We start from the raw sequence: 17961 nt of genomic DNA, 5'->3' as shown, positions 1-17961 counted from the left end.
TCAGCTGTTCGCGCCGGCGGCGTCCGCCGCACCGGCACCGGCGCCCTCCCGGGCGCGCGCGGCGGCCCGCAGCGTCTCGATCTCCCGCTCGAAGTCGGCGAGCGAGTCGAAGGACCGGTAGACGCTGGCGAACCGCATGTAGGCCACCTCGTCGAGGTCACGCAACGGGCCGAGGATGGCCAGGCCCACCTCGTGGCTGGGGATCTCGGCCGCCCCCTTGGCCCGTACGGTCTCCTCGACCTTCTGTGCCAGCAGCGCGATCGAGTCGTCGTCGACCGGCCGCCCCTGGCACGCCTTGCGCACCCCGCCGATGATCTTCGTACGGCTGAACGGCTCGGTCACCCCGCTGCGCTTGACCACCGCGAGCACCGCCTCCTCGACGGTGGTGAACCGTTTGCCGCACTCCGGGCAGGACCGCCGCCGCCGGATGAGCTGGCCGTCGTCGGCCTCCCGCGAGTCGACCACCCGGGAGTCGGCGTGCCGGCAGTACGGACAGCGCATGGGCCCGACCTCCTGGCGTCGATCGCGGGCACACCTACCGGCTCCCGGGCACACGTCGGCACGGCGGAGTCATCGTCCGATGACCGTCGCCGGATGCGCGGTGCGGGAGTGCGTTCGGTAGTTGAACCCAACCTGTGGGCGACTTACGCCCGTGTGACTACTACATCTAGGGGTCGACCGTATGCCGAACCCCAAGCGAGGTCAAGTTGGCGGGCGTGTCCGGCGCGTCATCAGAATCACGGTCGGCCCGACCCCGCCGAGGAGCCCAACGGACGGCCTCCCGCGCTGGACACGGCCCGCCGCAATGGAACATCTGTACGAGCGGCGTACCCTTCTATCAGAACAACAGTTCGGAAATCCAGGAATTCGGCACGACACGCCGACAGCAGGTCGTACAGATGTTTGAAAATGACCGATCTCACCTATACGGTCAGACCACACGCACCACGAGCCGACGAGGCACCCCAGCGCCGACCAGGGAGGGACGGACGTGACCGAGGACCGGGCCAGCCGGCAGAAGAACCCGCAGCCGAACGACGGGGCGGGTCCTCCGGCGACCCGCCGCCCCCGCGCCGCCCGCAGCCGCACCGCCCCGGCGGCGGTACGCCCGGTCACGCCGGTGGTGAGCAGCTTCCCCGACCCGACGAGCGTCGACCTGACCGCCCGGCAGCGGCGGATCCTGGAGTTCATCCGCACCTGGGTCGAGCGGCACGGCTACCCGCCGAGCGTGCGCGAGATCGGTGAGGCGGTCGGCCTGGTCTCCCCGTCCAGCGTCGCCTACCAGCTCAAGGAGTTGGAGAAGAAGGGCTTCCTGCGCCGCGACCCGAACCGGCCACGCGCCGTCGACGTCCGGGCCCCGGGCGAGGCCGACGACGAGGCCGCCCGCGCGCAGCGCCCCACCCCGGCGTACGTGCCGATGCTGGGCCGCATCGCCGCCGGTGGGCCGATCCTGGCCGAGCAGGCGGTGGAGGACATCTTCCCCCTCCCCCGCGAGCTGGTCGGCGAGGGCGAGGTCTTCATGCTCCAGGTCAAGGGCGACTCGATGCTCGACGCGGCGATCTGCGACGGCGACTGGGTGGTCGTCCGGCAGCAGCCCAACGCCGAGGTCGGCGACATCGTCGCCGCGATGCTCGACGGCGAGGCGACGGTCAAGACCTACCGGCGGCGGGACGGGCACGTCTGGCTGATGCCGCAGAACCCGGCCTTCGACCCGATCCCCGGCGACGACGCCACCATCATGGGTCGCGTGGTGGCGGTGCTGCGCCGCATCTGACCCCACAGCAGCGGAAAGGGGGTGACCGTCGCGGTCACCCCCTTTTCCGTGTCGTCTCAGTAGCGGTCGCCCCGGTACTCCCGGCCACCACCGGACACCGGGCCGTACTGACCCCGATCGTCGTAGCCGTCGTCGCGGCGCGCGCCACGCGGGTCCTGGCCGCGACGCGGCGGCTCGGCCCGGCCGCCGCCTCCGCGCGGCCCGCCACCGGGCTGCCCGCGGTAACCGGGCCCGCCCGGGCCGCCACCCTGACCGCCACGACCCGAACCGCCCTGGCCGCCGCCGCCCTGGCCACCGCCGTAGACACCGCCACCGCGACCTCCGCCGCCGGCCGGGGCGCCACCGCCGTACACCCCACCACCCTGCGGACGGGTGCCGCCCGGGGGACGGCCACCGCCCTGGCCACGGCCGCCCTCCTGAGGGCCGCCGCCGTACACGCCGCCACCCGGCCGGCCACCGCCGTAGACGCCGCCCGAGGGCGGACGGTCGCCGTTCGCCGCGCCACCGTAGACGCCGCCCTGGCCCCCGCCGTAGACCCCGCCGCGCGGTGCCTCCGGCCGTTCCGCCGACGGGAACCCGCCGTTCACCGGGAACTCGCCGCTGCGCTCGGGCTCCTCGGCCGCAGCCCGCGGCGCGGGCTTGCGCCGCGACCGCAGGATCCCGAAGACGCCCGCGCCGACCAGGAGCGCGCCGATCACCCCGACCGCCGCGATCAGGTACGTGATCTCGTCGAGTGAGAGCCCTTCGAGCCAGGACTTCTCGGCGGCCGCCTTCGTCTCGGCCTTGCCGCCGTTCGGGAGCGCCTCCGCGCCACTGGTGGACGGCGTGTAGCTGAGAATGTCGATCGGATCCGAGTCGTCCAGCGTCCCGCCGTCGGAGACGGTGACGAACAACTTGCCGTCGGGCGTGTACGAGATCGCCTCGCCGAACGGGTCGGCCAGCGGGGTGATCCGGGGCTTACCTGTGGTCAGCGCCTTGACGATGTCGCCGCCGGACACGTCGAACTCGAACGCGTCGGCGTACGTGCGCAGCACGACCTTGCTGCCGTCGGGTGAACGGGCCGCGCCGGTCACCAGCGCTCGCCCGGGCGACCCGAGCTTGTTCTCGGTGTCGGTCTTCGGCAGCGTGACCTCGCCGACCTTCTTCATCGGGATCGGCTCGGGGTCGCCGGCGGTCTTCAGCTTCACCGTCGGCGTGAAGATCTCCGACTTGCCGGACAGGTCCTTGGTGATCACCAGCGGCATGTTGTCGTCGCCGACGAGCAGGGCCTCCGCGTCGTGCGGTTCCTTGCCCGGGTAGCTGAGCCGGTGCAGCACGGGCTGCTTCGCGCCGCTGAGCGGCATCGTCCAGACCGCGACCCGCTCCCGGCGGGTCTTCTTCTCCACGTTGTCGCCGGTGTCGGCGATCCAGAGGGTCTTGCGGTCCGGGCCGAGCGCCAGGTCCTCCGTGTCGAAGGGCCCGTCACCGGAGTACCGGACCTCCTTCTCGACCTTGCACTTGGCGTCCAGGTAGAAGACCCGCTTGCGGCTGGGGTCGTCGGTGCCGTCGTTGATCACGACGTACCCGCTGCTGGTGGCGATCAGGCCGGACAGCTCGCGGAGGCGGTTGTCCTCGACCGTGCACTTCTTCTTGGGAGCCGCGGCCAGCACGGGGGCCGCGGCGGGAGCCGCCGGGGCCGGCCCGGCCGGCGCCACGACCGCGCCGACCAGGCCGAGCGCGAGCGTGACCGAGGAGACAACGTGCCGCATGACGCTCAGTGTCGCACGACGCGGGTTTCCGGCGGGTGACGCCGGACGGCTCACCGTCCGGCGCCCACCCGCTCGTCGCTGGTCAGCCGATCCCCCGCCCGGTAGGGCGCGAGCTCGGCGGCGAGCCCCTGGCCCACCCGTACGTGCAGCAGCGTGCCCTCGGGCAGGTGAGCGGTGCTGAGCACCTCACCCTGCCGGTGCGCCCGGGCGACCAGGTCACCCCGGTCGTACGGGAGCACGACGCGCACCTCGACGGCCGGCCGGGGCAGCCGGCGCTCGACCGCCTCGCGCAGCTCGTCGATCCCGCGGCCACTGTGCGCGGAGACGAACACGGCGTCCGGCCACAGCCGCTTGAGCCGCAGCATCGTCTCCTCGTCGGTGGCGTCGGTCTTGTTCACCACCAGGAGCTCCGGCAGCCGGTCGGCGCCCACCTCGGCGAGCACCTCGCGTACCGCCCGGACCTGCTCCTCCGGGTCCGGGTGGGTGCCGTCGACCACGTGCACGACCAGGTCCGCGTCGGCGACCTCCTCGAGCGTCGAGCGGAACGCCTCGACGATCTGGTGCGGCAGGTGCCGGACGAAGCCGACCGTGTCGGACAGCGTGTAGAGCCGCCCGTCGGACGTGGTGGCGCGGCGGGTGGTCGGGTCCAGCGTGGCGAACAGCGCGTTCTCCACCAGCACGCCCGCCCCGGTGAGGCGGTTGAGCAGGCTGGACTTGCCGGCGTTGGTGTAGCCGGCGATGGCCACCGCCGGCACCGCGTTACGGGTGCGCCGGGAGCGCTTGGTCTGGCGTACCGTCGCCATGCTCTTGATCTCGCGGCGCAGCCGCGCGATGCGGTGGCGGATACGCCGACGGTCGGTCTCCAGCTTGGTCTCACCGGGACCGCGCAGGCCCACGCCGCCGCCGGCGCCACCGCCGCGACCGCTACCGCCGGTCTGCCGGGACAGCGTCTCGCCCCAACCGCGCAGGCGCGGCAGCAGGTATTCGAGCTGGGCCAGCTCGACCTGCGCCTTGCCCTCCTTGCTCTTGGCGTGCTGGGCGAAGATGTCGAGGATCAGGGCGGTCCGGTCGACCACCTTGACCTTGGTGCGCTGCTCCAGGTTGCGCAGCTGCGACGGCGACAGCTCACCGTCGCAGATGATGGTGTCGGCGCCGGTGGACAGCACCACCGCGCCCAGGTCGTCGACCTTGCCGCGGCCGATGTACGTGGCGGGGTCGGGCCGGTGCCGGCGCTGGATCAGCCCTTCGAGCACCTGCGAGCCGGCCGTCTCGGCCAGCGCCGCCAGTTCGGTGAGGCTGTTGTCGGCGTCGGTCTGGGTGCCCTCGGTCCAGACGCCGACCAGGACGACCCGCTCCAGCCGCAGCTGGCGGTATTCGACCTCGGTGATGTCTGTGAGTTCGGTGGAGAGGCCGGGGACCCGCCGCAGCGCCTGCCGCTCCGACAGCTCGTACTCGCCCGTGGTGGCCTCGAGCTCGTCGTCGGTGTAGGGATGGAAGGTCTCCTGCTCGCGCAAACTGCGTCTCCTGTCCGTTATGTGCATCGCCGAGAATTTTCGGCGCGTGACAGCAATCCTGACATGTGACAACGCCCGACGCACCTGCCTTATGCCCGTGACGCTACTGACCGGTAGCGGGGGCGGATGCCGGGCGACCTGCGCGGGCGAGTAGAAATGCCAGTCGAGCCGCTCAGCGCCGACGGAGGAGTTTCTCGTGGCCAACACACGACTGCCGAGTGCCGGATTCTCCATCACCATCCGGATCGCGGTACCCGCCGACGCCTCCTCCATCGGCCGGCTCACCACCGCCGCCGGCGAGGCCGGGGCCATCGTCACCGCGCTGGACGTGGTCGACTCCGACCCCGCGCACGTGATCGTCGACCTCACCTGCGACACCGCCGACGCCGGGCACGCCGACCAGGTCGTCGACGCGCTCACCGCGCTCGACGGGGTGGACGTCCGCAAGGTCTCCGACCGCACGTTCCTGCTGCACCTCGGCGGCAAGATCGAGGTGACCCCGAAGGTCGCGCTGCGTACCCGCGACGAGCTGTCCCGCGCGTACACCCCGGGTGTGGCCCGGGTCTGCATGGCCATCGCGGAGAACCCGGCCGACGCGCGCCGGCTCACCATCAAGCGCAACACCGTCGCCGTGGTCAGCGACGGCACCGCCGTGCTCGGCCTGGGCAACCTCGGCCCGGCCGCCTCGCTGCCGGTGATGGAGGGCAAGGCCGCCCTGTTCAAGCGCTTCGGCGGGGTGGACGCCTGGCCGGTGGTGCTGGACACCCAGGACACCGACGAGATCGTGGCGATCGTCAAGGCGATCGCGCCCGCGTACGGCGGGATCAACCTGGAGGACATCGCCGCGCCACGCTGCTTCGAGATCGAGGCCCGGCTGCGCGAGGCGCTGGACATCCCGGTCTTCCACGACGACCAGCACGGCACCGCGATCTGCGTGCTGGCCGCGCTGACGAACGCGCTGCGCGTCGTGGGCAAGCAGCTCGCGGACGTCCGGGTCGTGGTCTCCGGCGCCGGCGCGGCCGGCACCGCGATCATGAAGCTGCTGCTGCGCCAGGGCGTGGGCGACATCATCGCGTACGACCGCCAGGGCGCCCTGCACCGCGGCCTGCCGGACCTCAACCCGGCCTGGCAGTGGCTGGCCGAGAACACCAACAAGGAGAACTACTCCGGCGACCTGGCCGGTGCGGTACGCGGCGCGGACGTGTTCATCGGCGTGAGCGCGCCGAACCTGCTCACCGGCGACGACATCGCCCAGATGGCGAAGGACTCGATCGTCTTCGCGCTGGCGAACCCCGACCCGGAGGTGGACCCGCGCGAGGCGCGCAAGTACGCCGCCGTGGTCGCCACCGGCCGCTCCGACCAGCCCAACCAGATCAACAACGTGCTCGCCTTCCCCGGCGTGTTCCGCGGCATGCTCGACGCGCACGCCGAGGAGTTCACCGAGGAGATGGCGCTCGCCGCCGCCCGGGCCATCGCGGACGTGGTCGGCGAAGACAAGATCAACCCGACGGTGATCGTGCCGAGCGTCTTCGACTCCCGGGTCGCCCCGGCGGTGGCCGCCGCGGTACGGGCCGCCGCCCAGAACCCGGCCGCCACGCCGGCGCCGGCGGCCGACCCGGGCCCGGCCGACCTGCCCGAGATCGCCGCCAACGCCAGCGCCACCCCCTGACGCGCTCCTCCCGCTCGCGGCGCCCTCTCGCAAGGCAGCGCCTCCTCGCGGGACAGCGCCTCCTCGCGGGACAGCGCCTCCTCGCGGGACAGCACCTCCTCAGGGCAGCGCCTCGTCGCGGGGCACGCCCCTGCCGGGTCGGAGACACGAGCGCGCGTGTTCCGGGCACGCGCACGGCTTCTGGGTGCACGTGCCGATTCGGGCACACCAGCAGCTTCGGGGACAGGGGCGTGGCTTCCACCGCACGCGAGTTGCCCGGCTCAGACGCTCTTCTCAGCACACGCGCGCACTTCTTCGGCTACGCACGCCACCCGCACCCGCGTGGACGCGCGTCGCCCGACGCGCGTCCACGCGAGATCTTGGAAGGAAATGGCAGCCAGAGGGGCCCTAATCTTCCAAGATCCACAACAGCGCCCCACCCCGAGGGGAACAAGTCAGACAAATGACCATCACCCCGGCTTGATCGACTCCACTTCCCCGAAGTGGCGGCATCATCGCCCTTGATCGACACCAGTTCCCCGAAGTGGTGCCATCAGAGGCTCCGCGACACCACCACTTCGGCGAACTGGTGTCGATCTCATGCCGGGCGGCAGCGCGCCAGGGCGGGATGGTACGGACGAGGCCCCGCGTGCCAGGGCCGGCGAACACCCCAAGTTGACCAAGGAGTTCGTGTCACCGGGACGCCGGAAATCCCCCGCGAACTCCTTGATCAACCGCGAAGGGGGGCGCCGCAGACGGAGAGGGCGCGGTCAGGGGGTCAGGGCGGACGGGGTCAGGGTGCCGGTGGCCACCAGGACCGCCGGGCCCGACAGCCAGCACGAGTCGGCTGTCACGGTGACCGTCAGGCGTCCGCCCGGTACGTCCACCGCCACCGTGCCGGTGTCGAGCCCGGCGTCGCGCAACGCCACCGCGCCGACCGCGCACGCGCCGGTGCCGCAGGACAGCGTCTCGGCCGAGCCGCGCTCGTAGACCCGCATCAGCACGTGCGCGTCGGCGCCGGTCACCGGCTCGCCGGGCGTGGTGAACTCCACGTTCACCCCGGCCGGGAAGGTCCCGGCGTCCACCTCGGGCGCGCGGGTCAGGTCGAGGCCGGTCAGCTCCAGCGCGGCGGGCAGCGCGCACACCAGGTGCGGGTTGCCGACGTCCACTGCGGCACCGGGCAGCGTCAGCCCGCCGAGCGTGGCGGTCGCGGTGTCGTACAGCCGGGGGCGGCGCATCTCGACCGCCACGTCCGCGCCCTCGACCCGGGCCCGCACCAGACCGGCGCGGGTGGCGATCGGCAGCGTCCCGCCCGACGAGGACGAGGACGACGAGGACGAGGCGGCGGCCAGCGAACGGTCCAGCAGGTACCGCACGAACACGCGGGCCCCGTTGCCGCACATCTCGGCGAACGAGCCGTCGGAGTTCCAGTAGTCCATGAACCACTCGGCCTCGCCGGCGAGCGCGACGCCCTCGGGGTGCTTGGCCGCGCGCACCACGCGCAGCACGCCGTCGCCGCCGAGGCCGCGCCGCCTGTCGCAGAGCGCGGCGACCAGGCCGGGTGTCAGGTCGAGCGTGCCGTCCGGGTCGGGCAGGATGACGAAGTCGTTGCCGGTGCCGTGACCCTTCGTGAACTCCACGCCCCCATCATTCCCGATGTTCGGCGACCACCCGCAGGGCAGTGTCGAGAAACGCGGGCGACGCCGAGTCCAGCCAGTGCACGCGCGGGTCGCGCCGGAACCAGGAGCGCTGCCGCCGGACGAACCGGCGGGTGGCGCGGACGGTCTCCTCGTGCGCTTCGGCCTCGGTCAGCTCCCCGGCCAGGAACCGCAGCACCTGCTGGTAGCCGAGCGCCCGGCTGGCGGTACGGCCCTCGGGCAGCCCTTCGGCGACCAGCGCCCGCACCTCGTCGACCAGGCCGTCGGCCCACATCCGGTCCACCCGCAGCGCGATCCGCTCGTCCAGCGACGCGGTGTCCAGGTCGACGCCGAGCTGCACCGACGGGTAGTACGGCGTGGGCGACGGCAGCGACGCGGTGAACGGCGCGCCGGTCAGCTCGATCACCTCCAGCGCCCGCACGATCCGCCGTCCGTTCGTGGGCAGGATGCTCGCCGCCGCCCCCGGGTCCGCCTCGGCCAGCCGCGCGTGCAGCGGCAGCGGGCCGACAGCGGCCAGCTCCGCCTCCAGCCGCTGCCGCAGCGCCGGGTCGGTGCCGGGGAACTCGAACTGTTCGAGCACCGCCCGCACGTACAGCCCGGAGCCGCCGACCAGCAGCGGCACCCGCCCCCGGGCCAGGATGTCGTCGACGGCCGCGCGGGCCAGCGCCTGGTACTCCGCGACGCTCGCCGGCTCGGTCACCGGCCAGATGTCCAGCAGGTGATGCGGCACACCCTCGCGTTCGGCCGGCGTCAGCTTCGCGGTGCCGATGTCCATGCCCCGGTAGAGCTGCATCGAGTCGGCGTTGACCACCTCGCCGCCGAGCGCGTGCGCCAGCGCGATGCTCAGCGCCGACTTCCCGGCCGCGGTCGGCCCGACCACGGCGACGACGGTCACGCCCGCTCCCAGTTCGCCACGAAGTAGGCCACGCCGTAGGGCGCGTCCTGGTAGCTGACGTCGCCTCGCCAGTCGCCGCCCGCCGCCCGGGCCGCTCCGGCCAGCGCCTGCCACGGCGCGCGCCCGGCGACCCGCAGCTGCGCCGACAGCCCCGGGTCCAGGCCGAGCAGGGCGTCGGCGTCCGCGCCGGCCAGGGCAACCGCAACCCCTTCGTCGTACGCCTCGGCGCGCGGATCGTCGTACCCCGGCGCCTTGACGCCGCGGCACGCGGACCCGTCACCGAGCACGAGCAGCGCGACCCGCGGATCGTCGTCGGCGATCAGGCTCGCGCCGAACGCCGCGCACTCCGCCGGTGTGGCGTCGTGGGCCACCGACCGGGCCAGGCGGGGCAGCTCGGTGCCGGAACGGTTGAGCAGCCAGGCGCCGACGGTCAGGCTCAGCGGCAGGCGCTCCGCACCGGAGCAGGAGATCTTCCACAGCCGCACCGGCCGGTCCAGCCCGAAGCCGCGCAGGGAACCCCAGTCGGCGGCGTTGAACCGGACGGTCTCCGGCCCTGCTCCGACGAGCAGGACCGCCTCGGGCCCGGCGGCGAGCAGCCGTGCGACAGCGGCGTCGGCGGCGGCGCGCAGGTCGTCCAGCTCGGGCGCGGCGGCGCCGGCCAGCTCGGGCACGATCAACGGCGGATGGGGGCAGACTGCGGCGGCGACCAGTGGCACGCCCCCAAACCTATCGGGATCCGCCGGTGCGTCCCCGCGCCGATCCGGTCATCGAGGGCGTACGACACCGTATGGTCACGGTCGACGGCAGGCGCTCGACACGGACCGGGTCGGACCTGTGACAATGCCGGGAGAAAGTTTGCTGCGCCGTGGCGGCGATTCGAGGGGACTGTCCCCTCGACGCCGGGAGAACGAGGATGGGCACATGAGCGACTGGACTGCCTTCGGACGGGTGGACGAGGACGGCACCGTCTACGTCAAGACGACCGAGGGCGAGCGGGTGGTCGGATCCTGGCAGGCGGGCGCACCGGAGGAAGGGCTCGCCCACTTCGCCCGGCGCTACGCCGATCTGGTGACCGAGGTCGACCTGACCGAGGCCCGGCTCAACTCGGGCGCGGCTGATGCCGGCCACTCCCTGACCACGATCCGGCGGATCCGCGGTTCGCTGGCCGAGGCGCACGTGGTCGGTGACCTCGACGCGCTGGCCGCCCGGCTGGACAAGCTCGCCGTCGTCGCCGAGGAGAAGGCCGGCGAGGCCAAGGCGGCCCGCGAGGCCGCCCGCGGTGAGGCGCTGGCGCGCAAGACCGCCCTGGTCGAGGAGGCCGAGAAGCTGGCGGCCGAGTCGACCGGCTGGAAGACCGCCGGGGACCGGCTCAAGGAGATCCTCGACGAGTGGAAGACCATCCGCGGCGTCGACAAGAAGACCGACGGTGAGCTGTGGAAGCGGTTCGCCGCCGCGCGGGACGGCTTCACCCGCCGCCGGGGCGCCCACTTCGCCTCCCTGGACCAGCAGCGCAAGCAGGCGCAGACGGTCAAGGAGGAGCTGGTCGCCGAGGCGGAGAAGCTCAAGGACTCCACCGACTGGGGCGTCACCGCCGGGCAGCTCAAGGACCTGATGGCCCAGTGGAAGGCCGCGCCGCGCGCCGCCAAGGAGGCCGAGCAGAAGCTCTGGGAACGGTTCCGGGCCGCGCAGGACGAGTTCTTCAGCCGGCGCAGCGAGGTCTTCTCGGCACGCGACAACGAGCAGCGCGCCAACCTGGAGCGCAAGCAGGCGCTGCTGGCCGAGGCCGAGGCGCTCGACGTCGACGCCGACCCGAAGGGCGCCCAGGCGAAGCTGCGGGAGATCCAGGCGCAGTGGCACGAGGCCGGTCGCGTGCCCCGCGAGGCCGCGTCCGGGCTGGAGCGCCGGCTGCGGGCCGTGGACGACAAGGTCCGCGAGGTGATGGACTCGGCGTGGCGGCGTACCTCCAAGGAGGACAACCCGCTGCTGGCGCAGATGCGCGCCCAGGTCGCCGAGGCCGAGGACCGGCTGGCCCGGGCCCAGGCCGCCGGTGACGCCCGCCGGATCAAGGAGGCCGAGCAGGCGCTCGCGTCGAAGCGGCAGTTCCTCCAGCTCGCCGAGCAGGCCGGCTGACGCACGCACCCCGGCCGGGCAGGCCGGCGGACAGACACATCGGGTGAGCCCCCGGCCGTTCCGGCCCGGGGGCTCACCTGCGTCCGGGCCGGGTTGACGCATCGAGGCGGGCTGATCAGAATGAGCGGCGGAGCCAGGTTCAGGCACCGGCACGAGGGCACCGACGGCTGATCTCGCCGTCGACGGTCGCCGGTGCGACATCTCGCGGTTGGCCGTCCACACGACACGGCCCGGCGCGCGCTGCGCGCGTACTCGATGACGAGCGGGACGTGCCTCCTGGTCCTGCCGCCCGCGGCGCCTGCGCGGCGCGGGCATCCGAAGTGGAGCTCCCATGCACCGACGCACCGCCCTCGGCGGCGCCCTGACAGCGCTCGCCACCGCTGCGGCCGGCGTTCTCGTCGCCGCCGCCGTCTCCACCACACCGGCCGCCGCGGCGGCCGGTGGCACCGGCACCGGTTACCTGCACACCAGCGGCAACAAGATCGTCGACAGTACGGGCGCGACAGTCCGGCTGACCGGCATCAACTGGTTCGGGATGGAGACCGACAACAAGACGTTCCACGGCCTGTGGTCGAGCAACCCGTGGCGCGGCCAGCTCGACACCATGGCCCGGCTGGGCTACAACACGCTGCGGATTCCGTACTCGAACGACGCGCTCAAGTCCGGCGCGACAGCGACCGGCATCAACGACTTCGTCAACCCGGACCTGATCGGGCTCTCCCCGCTGCAGATCCTCGACAAGGTCATCGACTACGCGGGCAGCAAGGGGATGCGGGTCATCCTGGACCGGCACCGGCCCACGTCGGCCGGGCAGTCGCCGCTCTGGTACACCTCGACCGTCTCCGAGGCGACCTGGATCAACGACTGGAAGATGCTGGCCCAGCGGTACGCCGGCAACACCACAGTGATCGGCGCGGACCTGCACAACGAGCCGCACGCCGAGGGCACCAACCCGGCCGCCACCGGCGCCTGCTGGGGCTGCGGCGATACCGCCCGGGACTGGCGGCTGGCCGCCGAGCGGGCCGGCAACGCGATCCTCGGCGTGCAGCCGAACTGGCTGATCTTCGTGGAGGGCGTGAGCTGCCCGAGCGGCGGCCTGTCGAACGTCTGGGACAACGACCCCAGCAACGACGAGGACTGCGGCTGGTGGGGCGGCAACCTGTCCAAGGCCGGGCAGTTCCCGGTCCGGCTGAACGTGGCGAACCGGCTGGTCTACTCGCCGCACGAGTACGCCACGTCGGTCTACCGGCAGGCCTGGTTCGACGACCCGACGTACCCGGCGAACATGCCGGCCATCTGGGACAAGTACTGGGGTTACCTGTACAAGCAGAACATCGCGCCGATCATGATGGGTGAGTTCGGCACCACGCTGCAGGACCCCAAGGACAAGATCTGGCTGCAGAACCTGATGGCGTACACCGGCACCGGCGTGAACGGCATGTCGTTCACGTACTGGTCGTGGAACCCGAACTCCGGTGACACCGGCGGCATCGCCAACGACGACTGGACCACTATCAACCAGCCGAAGCAGGACATCCTCACGCCGTACCTGATCCCGCCGACCGGTGGTGGCGGCACCACCAGCCCGTCCCCGACCGGCACGCCGAACACGTCACCGGCGCCGACCACCCCGCCGCCTCCGGTGACCGGTGGCTGCACCGCCACCTACAAGCAGATCAACTCCTGGGCGGGCGGCTTCCAGGGTGAGCTGACGGTCAAGAACACCGGCACCGCCGCGGTGAACCCGTGGTCGGCCACCTGGACCTGGCCGTCCGGGGTGACGCTGGCGAGCGGCTGGAACGCCACTGTCACGCAGTCCGGCACCACTGTGACGGCGGCCGCGCCGGCCTGGGCGTCGTCGCTGGCGGCGGGCGCGTCGGTCACCGTCGGCTTCACCGCCAACGGCACCGCCGCCGCCCCCGCCACGGTCAAGCTCAACGGCACCGCCTGCTGACCGTGCAAGGAAGGGCCCCTTATTAACGCCTGAGGTAGAGGAAGGGCCCCCTTTTAACACCGAGTGTTAAAAGGGGGCCCTTCCTTGCATCCGGTCAGTGGGCGGCGCAGCCGCCGGTGGGGGCGGGCGCCGCGGCCGGCGCGCCGATCGTCGGCAGGCCCAGCAGCACCCCCGGGGTACGCGGAACCTGTCCCGCCTCGGCCGCGTCACCGGCCCGGGTACGCCGATGTGCCAGCGGCGCGCCGTCGGCGTTCAGGTGGTGCGGTGCGGCGTACGTGACGACTGTGTGCACGATGTCGCCGGGGCGGATCTGCCCGGCCAGCTCACCGGTGGCGAAGTGCACGAGCCGGCCGTCGCGGGCACGGCCGGACATCCGGCCGGTGCGCTCGTCCTTGCGGCCCTCGCCGACCGCCACCAGCACCTCGACGGTCTCCCCGACGAGCTTCTTGTTCTCCGCCCAGGTGATCTCCTCGACGCAGGCGATCAGCCGCTCGTAGCGCTCCTGCACGACCTGCTTGGGCAGCTGCCCGTCCATCGTGGCGGCCGGGGTGCCGGGGCGCTTGGAGTACTGGAACGTGAACGCCGACGAGAACCGCGCCTCCCGGACCACGTCGAGCGTGCGGGCGAAGTCGGCCTCGGTCTCGCCGGGGAAGCCGACGATGATGTCGGTGGTGATCGCCGCGTCCGGCATCGCCGCCCGGACCTTCTCGATGATCCCCAGGTACTTTTCCGACCGGTACGAGCGGCGCATCGCCCGCAGCACGTCGTCCGAGCCGGACTGCAGCGGCATGTGCAGCGAGTGGCAGACGTTCGGCGTCTCCGCCATCGCGGCGATCACGTCGTCGGTGAAGTCCTTCGGGTGCGGGCTGGTGAACCGCACCCGCTCCAGCCCGTCGATGTCGCCGCAGGCGCGCAGCAGCTTGCCGAAGGCGTACCGGTCGCCGAACTCGACGCCGTACGAGTTGACGTTCTGCCCGAGCAGCGTCACCTCCAGCACGCCGGCGTCGGCGAGCGCGCGCACCTCGGCGAGGACGTCGCCGGGGCGGCGGTCCTTCTCCTTGCCGCGCAGGGAGGGCACGATGCAGAACGTGCAGGTGTTGTTGCAGCCGACGGAGATCGAGACCCACCCGGCGTACGTCGACTCGCGCCGGGTCGGCAGCGTGGAGGGGAAGACCTCCAGCGACTCCAGGATCTCCACCTCGGCCGCGGTGTTGTGCCGCGCCCGGTCCAGCAGCGCCGGCAGCGAGCCGATGTTGTGCGTGCCGAAGACGACGTCCACCCAGGGCGCCTTGCGGACGATGTCGCCGCGGTCCTTCTGGGCCAGGCAGCCGCCGACGGCGATCTGCATCCCGGGGTGCTTGGCCTTCACGGGGCGCAGATGACCCAGGTTGCCGTAGAGCCGGTTGTCGGCGTTCTCCCGGACCGCGCAGGTGTTGAACACCACCACGTCGGGCTGCTCGTCGGCCTCGGCGGCGCGCACGTACCCGGCGTCCTCGAGGAGGCCGGAGATGCGCTCGGAGTCGTGCACGTTCATCTGGCAGCCGTACGTACGCACCTGGTAGGTGCGCGGGCTGCCCGCGGCTGCGGTAGTCATGACCCGGACAGCGTATCCGGGTGGAGCTGATCGGATCGAACGAGGAGGAGCCGTGTGCCGGAGCATCAAGACCCTGCGTGAGCCGTACGTCCCGGTGGTGACCGAGGAGGACATCCGCGCCGCCGCGTTGCAGTACGTCCGGAAGATCTCCGGATTCCGTACCCCGGCGGCGCACAACGCGGCCGCGTTCGACGCCGCGGTGGACGCCGTGGCCGCCGCCACCGCGACGCTGCTCGACCAGCTCGTGGTGCGGGGCCAGCAGCCGGCGACCCGGGACTGAGCCCGGGGCCGCCACGGCTCGCCGCCGGGCGGGGGCACGGCGGCGAGCGCCGGTCACCGCCTCCGGCTGGCGCTCGCGGTCAGGCGGCGGCGAGCGCCGGGGCGACCGTGTCGGGAGCCCAGCGGGAGCGGTGGCACTGCGACCAGCCCCGGCAGCGCGGGTCGGCCTGGGTGCAGAGCCGGTGGTGGCTGAGCACCTCGCCGTCGTCGGTGTCGGCCACGTCGAAGTGCACCGGGCGGATCGTGCCGTCCGGCGCGAACAGCAGGTGCCGGCCGGCGTCGAGGGTGTCGTCGCGCATCAGGCAGTTGCGGCCCAGCAGCCGGGCCAGCGCCGCGAGCGCGGGCAGCTCGGCCAGGCTCTCGGGCACGCCGTAACAGTCGACCACGGTGCCGTACAGCCCGGGCGCCTCCCACACGTCGCAGACCACCGCGTACGCGGGGAGCCGCATCGGGTCGGCGACGGCCATGGGCATCACCACCCGGCCGAGCGCCTCGGCCAGTGCCGGGTAGACCTCCACCGGCTCGCCGCCGTCGATTCTCCAGTTCCACAGCTCGGTCATGCCGCCTCCTCGCCGCGCTCGTTTCCACCGGCCTCCGGATCGGGCCCTACTGACGATGGTGGAGGGCATTTGCCCTCAGCCGGGCGCAAGTTACCGGTCTGTGACCATTCCGGGCAAAATTCCCTCGGGCGACGTTGCCCAGAGTAGCTGGAAGATGACAGTTTATCGGGTACGGTGCCGCGTTCGCGTTCCCGCCGCGCCCGACCGGCGCGTTCAGCGAACCCGGATCAGGTGCTCCGAGGCCGGCAGCAACTCACCGATGACGGTCCCACCGGGCACCTCACCGGCGACCAGCAGGCCGCCCGAGGTCTGCGCGTCGGCCAGCAGCAGCCGCTCTCCCTCGTCCGCGTCGCCGAAGTCGGTCCACGGGTTGACCCACTCCAGGTTGCGCCGGGTGCCGCCGCTGACGTACCCGTCGCGCATCGCCTCCCGCGCGCCCGGCAGGTACGGCACCGCCGCCGCGTCGATCGCCACCGTGAGGCGGCTCGCGCGGGCCAGCTTCGAGGCGTGCCCGAGCAGGCCGAAACCGGTCACGTCGGTGCCGCAGCGGATGCCGGCGGCCACCGCCGCGCGGGCCGCGTCCCGGTTGAGCCGGGCCATCGACTCGACCGCCTCGGGGAAGCGCTGGCCGGTCTGCTTGTGCCGGGTGTTGAGCACGCCCACGCCGAGCGGCTTGGTCAGCGACAGCGGCAGCCCGGCCCGCCCGGCGTCCAGCGTGATCAGCTCCTCCGGCCGGACCACGCCGGTGACCGCCAGGCCGTACTTCGGGCCGTCGTCGTCCACGCTGTGCCCGCCGGCCAGGTGGCAGTTCGCCTCCCGGGCCACGTCCAGACCGCCGCGCAGCACCTCCCGGGCCATCTCCGGCGGCAGCACGCCGCGCGGCCAGCAGAGCAGGTTCAGCGCGACGAGCGGGGTGCCGCCCATCGCGTACACGTCGGAGAGCGCGTTGGCGGCGGCGATGCGCCCCCAGTCGTAGGCGTCGTCGACCACCGGGGTGAAGAAGTCGGCGGTGCTCACCAGGCCCGTACGCTCGTCCAGCCGGACCACCGCGGCGTCGTCGCCGTTCTCCAGCCCGACCAGCAGGTCGGCGGAGCCGCCGGTCGCGCCGAGGCCGGCGACCATCGCCTCCAGCTCGCCCGGAGGGATCTTGCAGGCGCAGCCGCCACCGCGGGCGTAGTCGGTCAGCCGGATCGCGTCGGTCATCACCTCATGATCTCTGGCCAGCGCCTTCGGCGCCACTCGGCCCACCCGGACGGCGACAAAATTCGGACGTGCCGGTATGCAGGTGACCGGTGTTACCGCTCCGTGACCATCTGAGTTGCGTACTGCCACATCACCCCGCCTACAGTTGCCCAACCGGGGGTCGATCGACCCCCAATTCCGGCATGGACGACAGGGACGGTGGACGACGTGACGACGGGCGACCCGCTGATCGTGCTCGACGGGGTCAACAAGTGGTTCGGGCCGCTGCACGTGCTCGACGACGTGTCCCTCTCCGTCGGCCGGGGCGAGGTGGTCGTGGTGATCGGCCCGTCCGGCTCCGGCAAGTCGACGCTGTGCCGCACGATCAACCGGCTGGAGCCCATCGACAAGGGCACCATCACGTTCGACGGGCAGCCGCTGCCGGCCGAGGGCAAGCCCCTGGCCAAGCTGCGCAGCGAGGTCGGCATGGTCTTCCAGTCGTTCAACCTCTTCGCCCACAAGACCATCCTGGAGAACGTCACGCTGGGGCCGGTCAAGGTGCGCAAGGAGAAGCCGGCCGCCGCCCGCGAGCGCGGCCTGGCGCTGCTCGACCGCGTCGGCATCGCCAACCAGGCGGACAAGTACCCGGCGCAGCTCTCCGGCGGTCAGCAGCAGCGGGCGGCGATCGCCCGCGCGCTGGCCATGCAGCCCAAGGCGATGCTCTTCGACGAGCCGACCAGCGCGCTGGACCCGGAGATGGTCGGCGAGGTGCTGGACGTGATGACGTCCCTGGCGAGCGAGGGCATGACCATGGTCGTGGTGACCCACGAGATGGGTTTCGCCCGGCACGCCGCCAACCGGGTGGTCTTCATGGCCGACGGGCAACTGGTCGAGGACGCGCCGCCGGCCGAGTTCTTCGCGAACCCGCGCAGCGAGCGGGCCAAGGACTTCCTCTCCAAGATCCTCACTCACTGAGCGTCCGTAGTTGGAGTCGTCCCGGCGGCTCCGTCGAAGAAGGAGATTGA

15 protein-coding genes are annotated in these 17961 nt (G+C 72.4%); 6 read left to right on the top strand and 9 right to left on the bottom strand.

Features of this window, described 5'->3' with window-relative positions; translation table 11 throughout:
• Complete coding sequence (gene nrdR / locus A4R25_RS15350; RefSeq protein WP_064447120.1) at positions 1 to 501, bottom strand: transcriptional regulator NrdR; 501 nt, start codon at positions 499 to 501, stop codon at positions 1 to 3.
• A 490-nt stretch (positions 502 to 991) separates the two neighbouring features.
• Between nrdR and lexA the strand changes: the two genes are divergently transcribed.
• A complete protein-coding gene (lexA, locus tag A4R25_RS15345) occupies positions 992 to 1774 on the top strand; it encodes a transcriptional repressor LexA (protein WP_043325711.1) in 783 nt (260 codons plus the stop codon).
• A gap of 56 nt (positions 1775 to 1830) precedes the next feature.
• On the opposite strand, the gene A4R25_RS15340 is transcribed toward lexA, so the two are convergent.
• Together A4R25_RS15340 and hflX are read right to left on the bottom strand one after the other, a co-directional pair.
• Complete coding sequence (locus A4R25_RS15340; RefSeq protein WP_064447119.1) at positions 1831 to 3522, bottom strand: hypothetical protein; 1692 nt, start codon at positions 3520 to 3522, stop codon at positions 1831 to 1833.
• 50 nt (positions 3523 to 3572) lie between these two features.
• Positions 3573 to 5063, bottom strand: a complete 1491-nt coding sequence (gene hflX / locus A4R25_RS15335) for a GTPase HflX (RefSeq protein WP_231915529.1) — start codon at positions 5061 to 5063, stop codon at positions 3573 to 3575.
• A gap of 169 nt (positions 5064 to 5232) precedes the next feature.
• Between hflX and A4R25_RS15330 the strand changes: the two genes are divergently transcribed.
• Entirely contained in the window at positions 5233 to 6705 is a 1473-nt protein-coding gene (locus tag A4R25_RS15330) for an NAD-dependent malic enzyme (protein ID WP_064447117.1), read from the top strand.
• Between the two features lie 749 nt (positions 6706 to 7454).
• Here A4R25_RS15330 and dapF read toward each other — a convergent pair.
• The 3 genes from dapF to A4R25_RS15315 are packed head-to-tail and all read right to left on the bottom strand — an operon-like array spanning position 7455 to position 9953.
• Positions 7455 to 8324, bottom strand: a complete 870-nt coding sequence (gene dapF, locus A4R25_RS15325; protein ID WP_064447116.1) for a diaminopimelate epimerase — start codon at positions 8322 to 8324, stop codon at positions 7455 to 7457.
• Between the two features lie 7 nt (positions 8325 to 8331).
• Complete coding sequence (gene miaA / locus A4R25_RS15320; protein WP_082931022.1) at positions 8332 to 9351, bottom strand: tRNA (adenosine(37)-N6)-dimethylallyltransferase MiaA; 1020 nt, start codon at positions 9349 to 9351, stop codon at positions 8332 to 8334.
• Positions 9234 to 9953: a hypothetical protein gene (locus A4R25_RS15315; RefSeq protein WP_064447114.1), complete on the bottom strand. Its 720-nt coding sequence runs from the start codon at positions 9951 to 9953 to the stop codon at positions 9234 to 9236. The genes miaA and A4R25_RS15315 overlap by 118 nt, the downstream gene beginning before the upstream one ends.
• A 205-nt stretch (positions 9954 to 10158) precedes the next feature.
• Between A4R25_RS15315 and A4R25_RS15310 the strand changes: the two genes are divergently transcribed.
• Complete coding sequence (locus tag A4R25_RS15310; RefSeq protein ID WP_064447113.1) at positions 10159 to 11367, top strand: DUF349 domain-containing protein; 1209 nt, start codon at positions 10159 to 10161, stop codon at positions 11365 to 11367.
• A gap of 331 nt (positions 11368 to 11698) precedes the next feature.
• Complete coding sequence (locus A4R25_RS15305) at positions 11699 to 13321, top strand: cellulase family glycosylhydrolase (RefSeq protein WP_043325720.1); 1623 nt, start codon at positions 11699 to 11701, stop codon at positions 13319 to 13321.
• A gap of 94 nt (positions 13322 to 13415) precedes the next feature.
• On the opposite strand, the gene miaB is transcribed toward A4R25_RS15305, so the two are convergent.
• Entirely contained in the window at positions 13416 to 14915 is a 1500-nt protein-coding gene (miaB, locus tag A4R25_RS15300; RefSeq protein WP_064447112.1) for a tRNA (N6-isopentenyl adenosine(37)-C2)-methylthiotransferase MiaB, read from the bottom strand.
• Between the two features lie 52 nt (positions 14916 to 14967).
• Here miaB and A4R25_RS15295 point away from each other — a divergent pair, with 52 nt between their 5' ends.
• Positions 14968 to 15195 (top strand): DUF2277 family protein, encoded by a 228-nt coding sequence (locus tag A4R25_RS15295; protein WP_043325723.1) that lies wholly within the window; start codon positions 14968 to 14970, stop codon positions 15193 to 15195.
• Between the two features lie 79 nt (positions 15196 to 15274).
• On the opposite strand, the gene A4R25_RS15290 is transcribed toward A4R25_RS15295, so the two are convergent.
• Both A4R25_RS15290 and selD read right to left on the bottom strand, forming a co-directional pair.
• Complete coding sequence (locus A4R25_RS15290) at positions 15275 to 15754, bottom strand: hypothetical protein (RefSeq protein WP_043325725.1); 480 nt, start codon at positions 15752 to 15754, stop codon at positions 15275 to 15277.
• Between the two features lie 213 nt (positions 15755 to 15967).
• A complete protein-coding gene (gene selD / locus A4R25_RS15285; RefSeq protein WP_064447111.1) occupies positions 15968 to 16957 on the bottom strand; it encodes a selenide, water dikinase SelD in 990 nt (329 codons plus the stop codon).
• A 198-nt stretch (positions 16958 to 17155) separates the two neighbouring features.
• Between selD and A4R25_RS15280 the strand changes: the two genes are divergently transcribed.
• The gene (locus A4R25_RS15280; RefSeq protein WP_030504151.1) at positions 17156 to 17911 is read left to right on the top strand and encodes an amino acid ABC transporter ATP-binding protein; all 756 of its coding nucleotides are present in this window, start codon (positions 17156 to 17158) and stop codon (positions 17909 to 17911) included.
• The last annotated feature ends 50 nt before the right edge of the window (positions 17912 to 17961 follow it).

Origin of the sequence: Micromonospora sp. NBRC 110037, assembly GCF_001652995.1 — a bacterium.
Classification (GTDB): Bacteria; Actinomycetota; Actinomycetes; order Mycobacteriales; family Micromonosporaceae; genus Micromonospora; species Micromonospora chalcea.
The sequence above is the reverse complement of the archived record's forward strand: the minus strand, read 5'-3'. Positions and strand labels throughout refer to the sequence as shown.

Coding starts and splice junctions, on each gene's coding strand:
- A4R25_RS15310 (WP_064447113.1), top strand. CDS start 10,159: ATGAGCGACTGGACTGCCTTCGGACGGGTGGACGAGGACGGCACCGTC.
- nrdR (WP_064447120.1), bottom strand. CDS start 501: ATGCGCTGTCCGTACTGCCGGCACGCCGACTCCCGGGTGGTCGACTCG.
- hflX (WP_231915529.1), bottom strand. CDS start 5,063: ATGCACATAACGGACAGGAGACGCAGTTTGCGCGAGCAGGAGACCTTC.
- selD (WP_064447111.1), bottom strand. CDS start 16,957: ATGACCGACGCGATCCGGCTGACCGACTACGCCCGCGGTGGCGGCTGC.
- A4R25_RS15290 (WP_043325725.1), bottom strand. CDS start 15,754: ATGACCGAGCTGTGGAACTGGAGAATCGACGGCGGCGAGCCGGTGGAG.
- A4R25_RS15340 (WP_064447119.1), bottom strand. CDS start 3,522: ATGCGGCACGTTGTCTCCTCGGTCACGCTCGCGCTCGGCCTGGTCGGC.
- A4R25_RS15305 (WP_043325720.1), top strand. CDS start 11,699: ATGCACCGACGCACCGCCCTCGGCGGCGCCCTGACAGCGCTCGCCACC.
- miaB (WP_064447112.1), bottom strand. CDS start 14,915: ATGACTACCGCAGCCGCGGGCAGCCCGCGCACCTACCAGGTGCGTACG.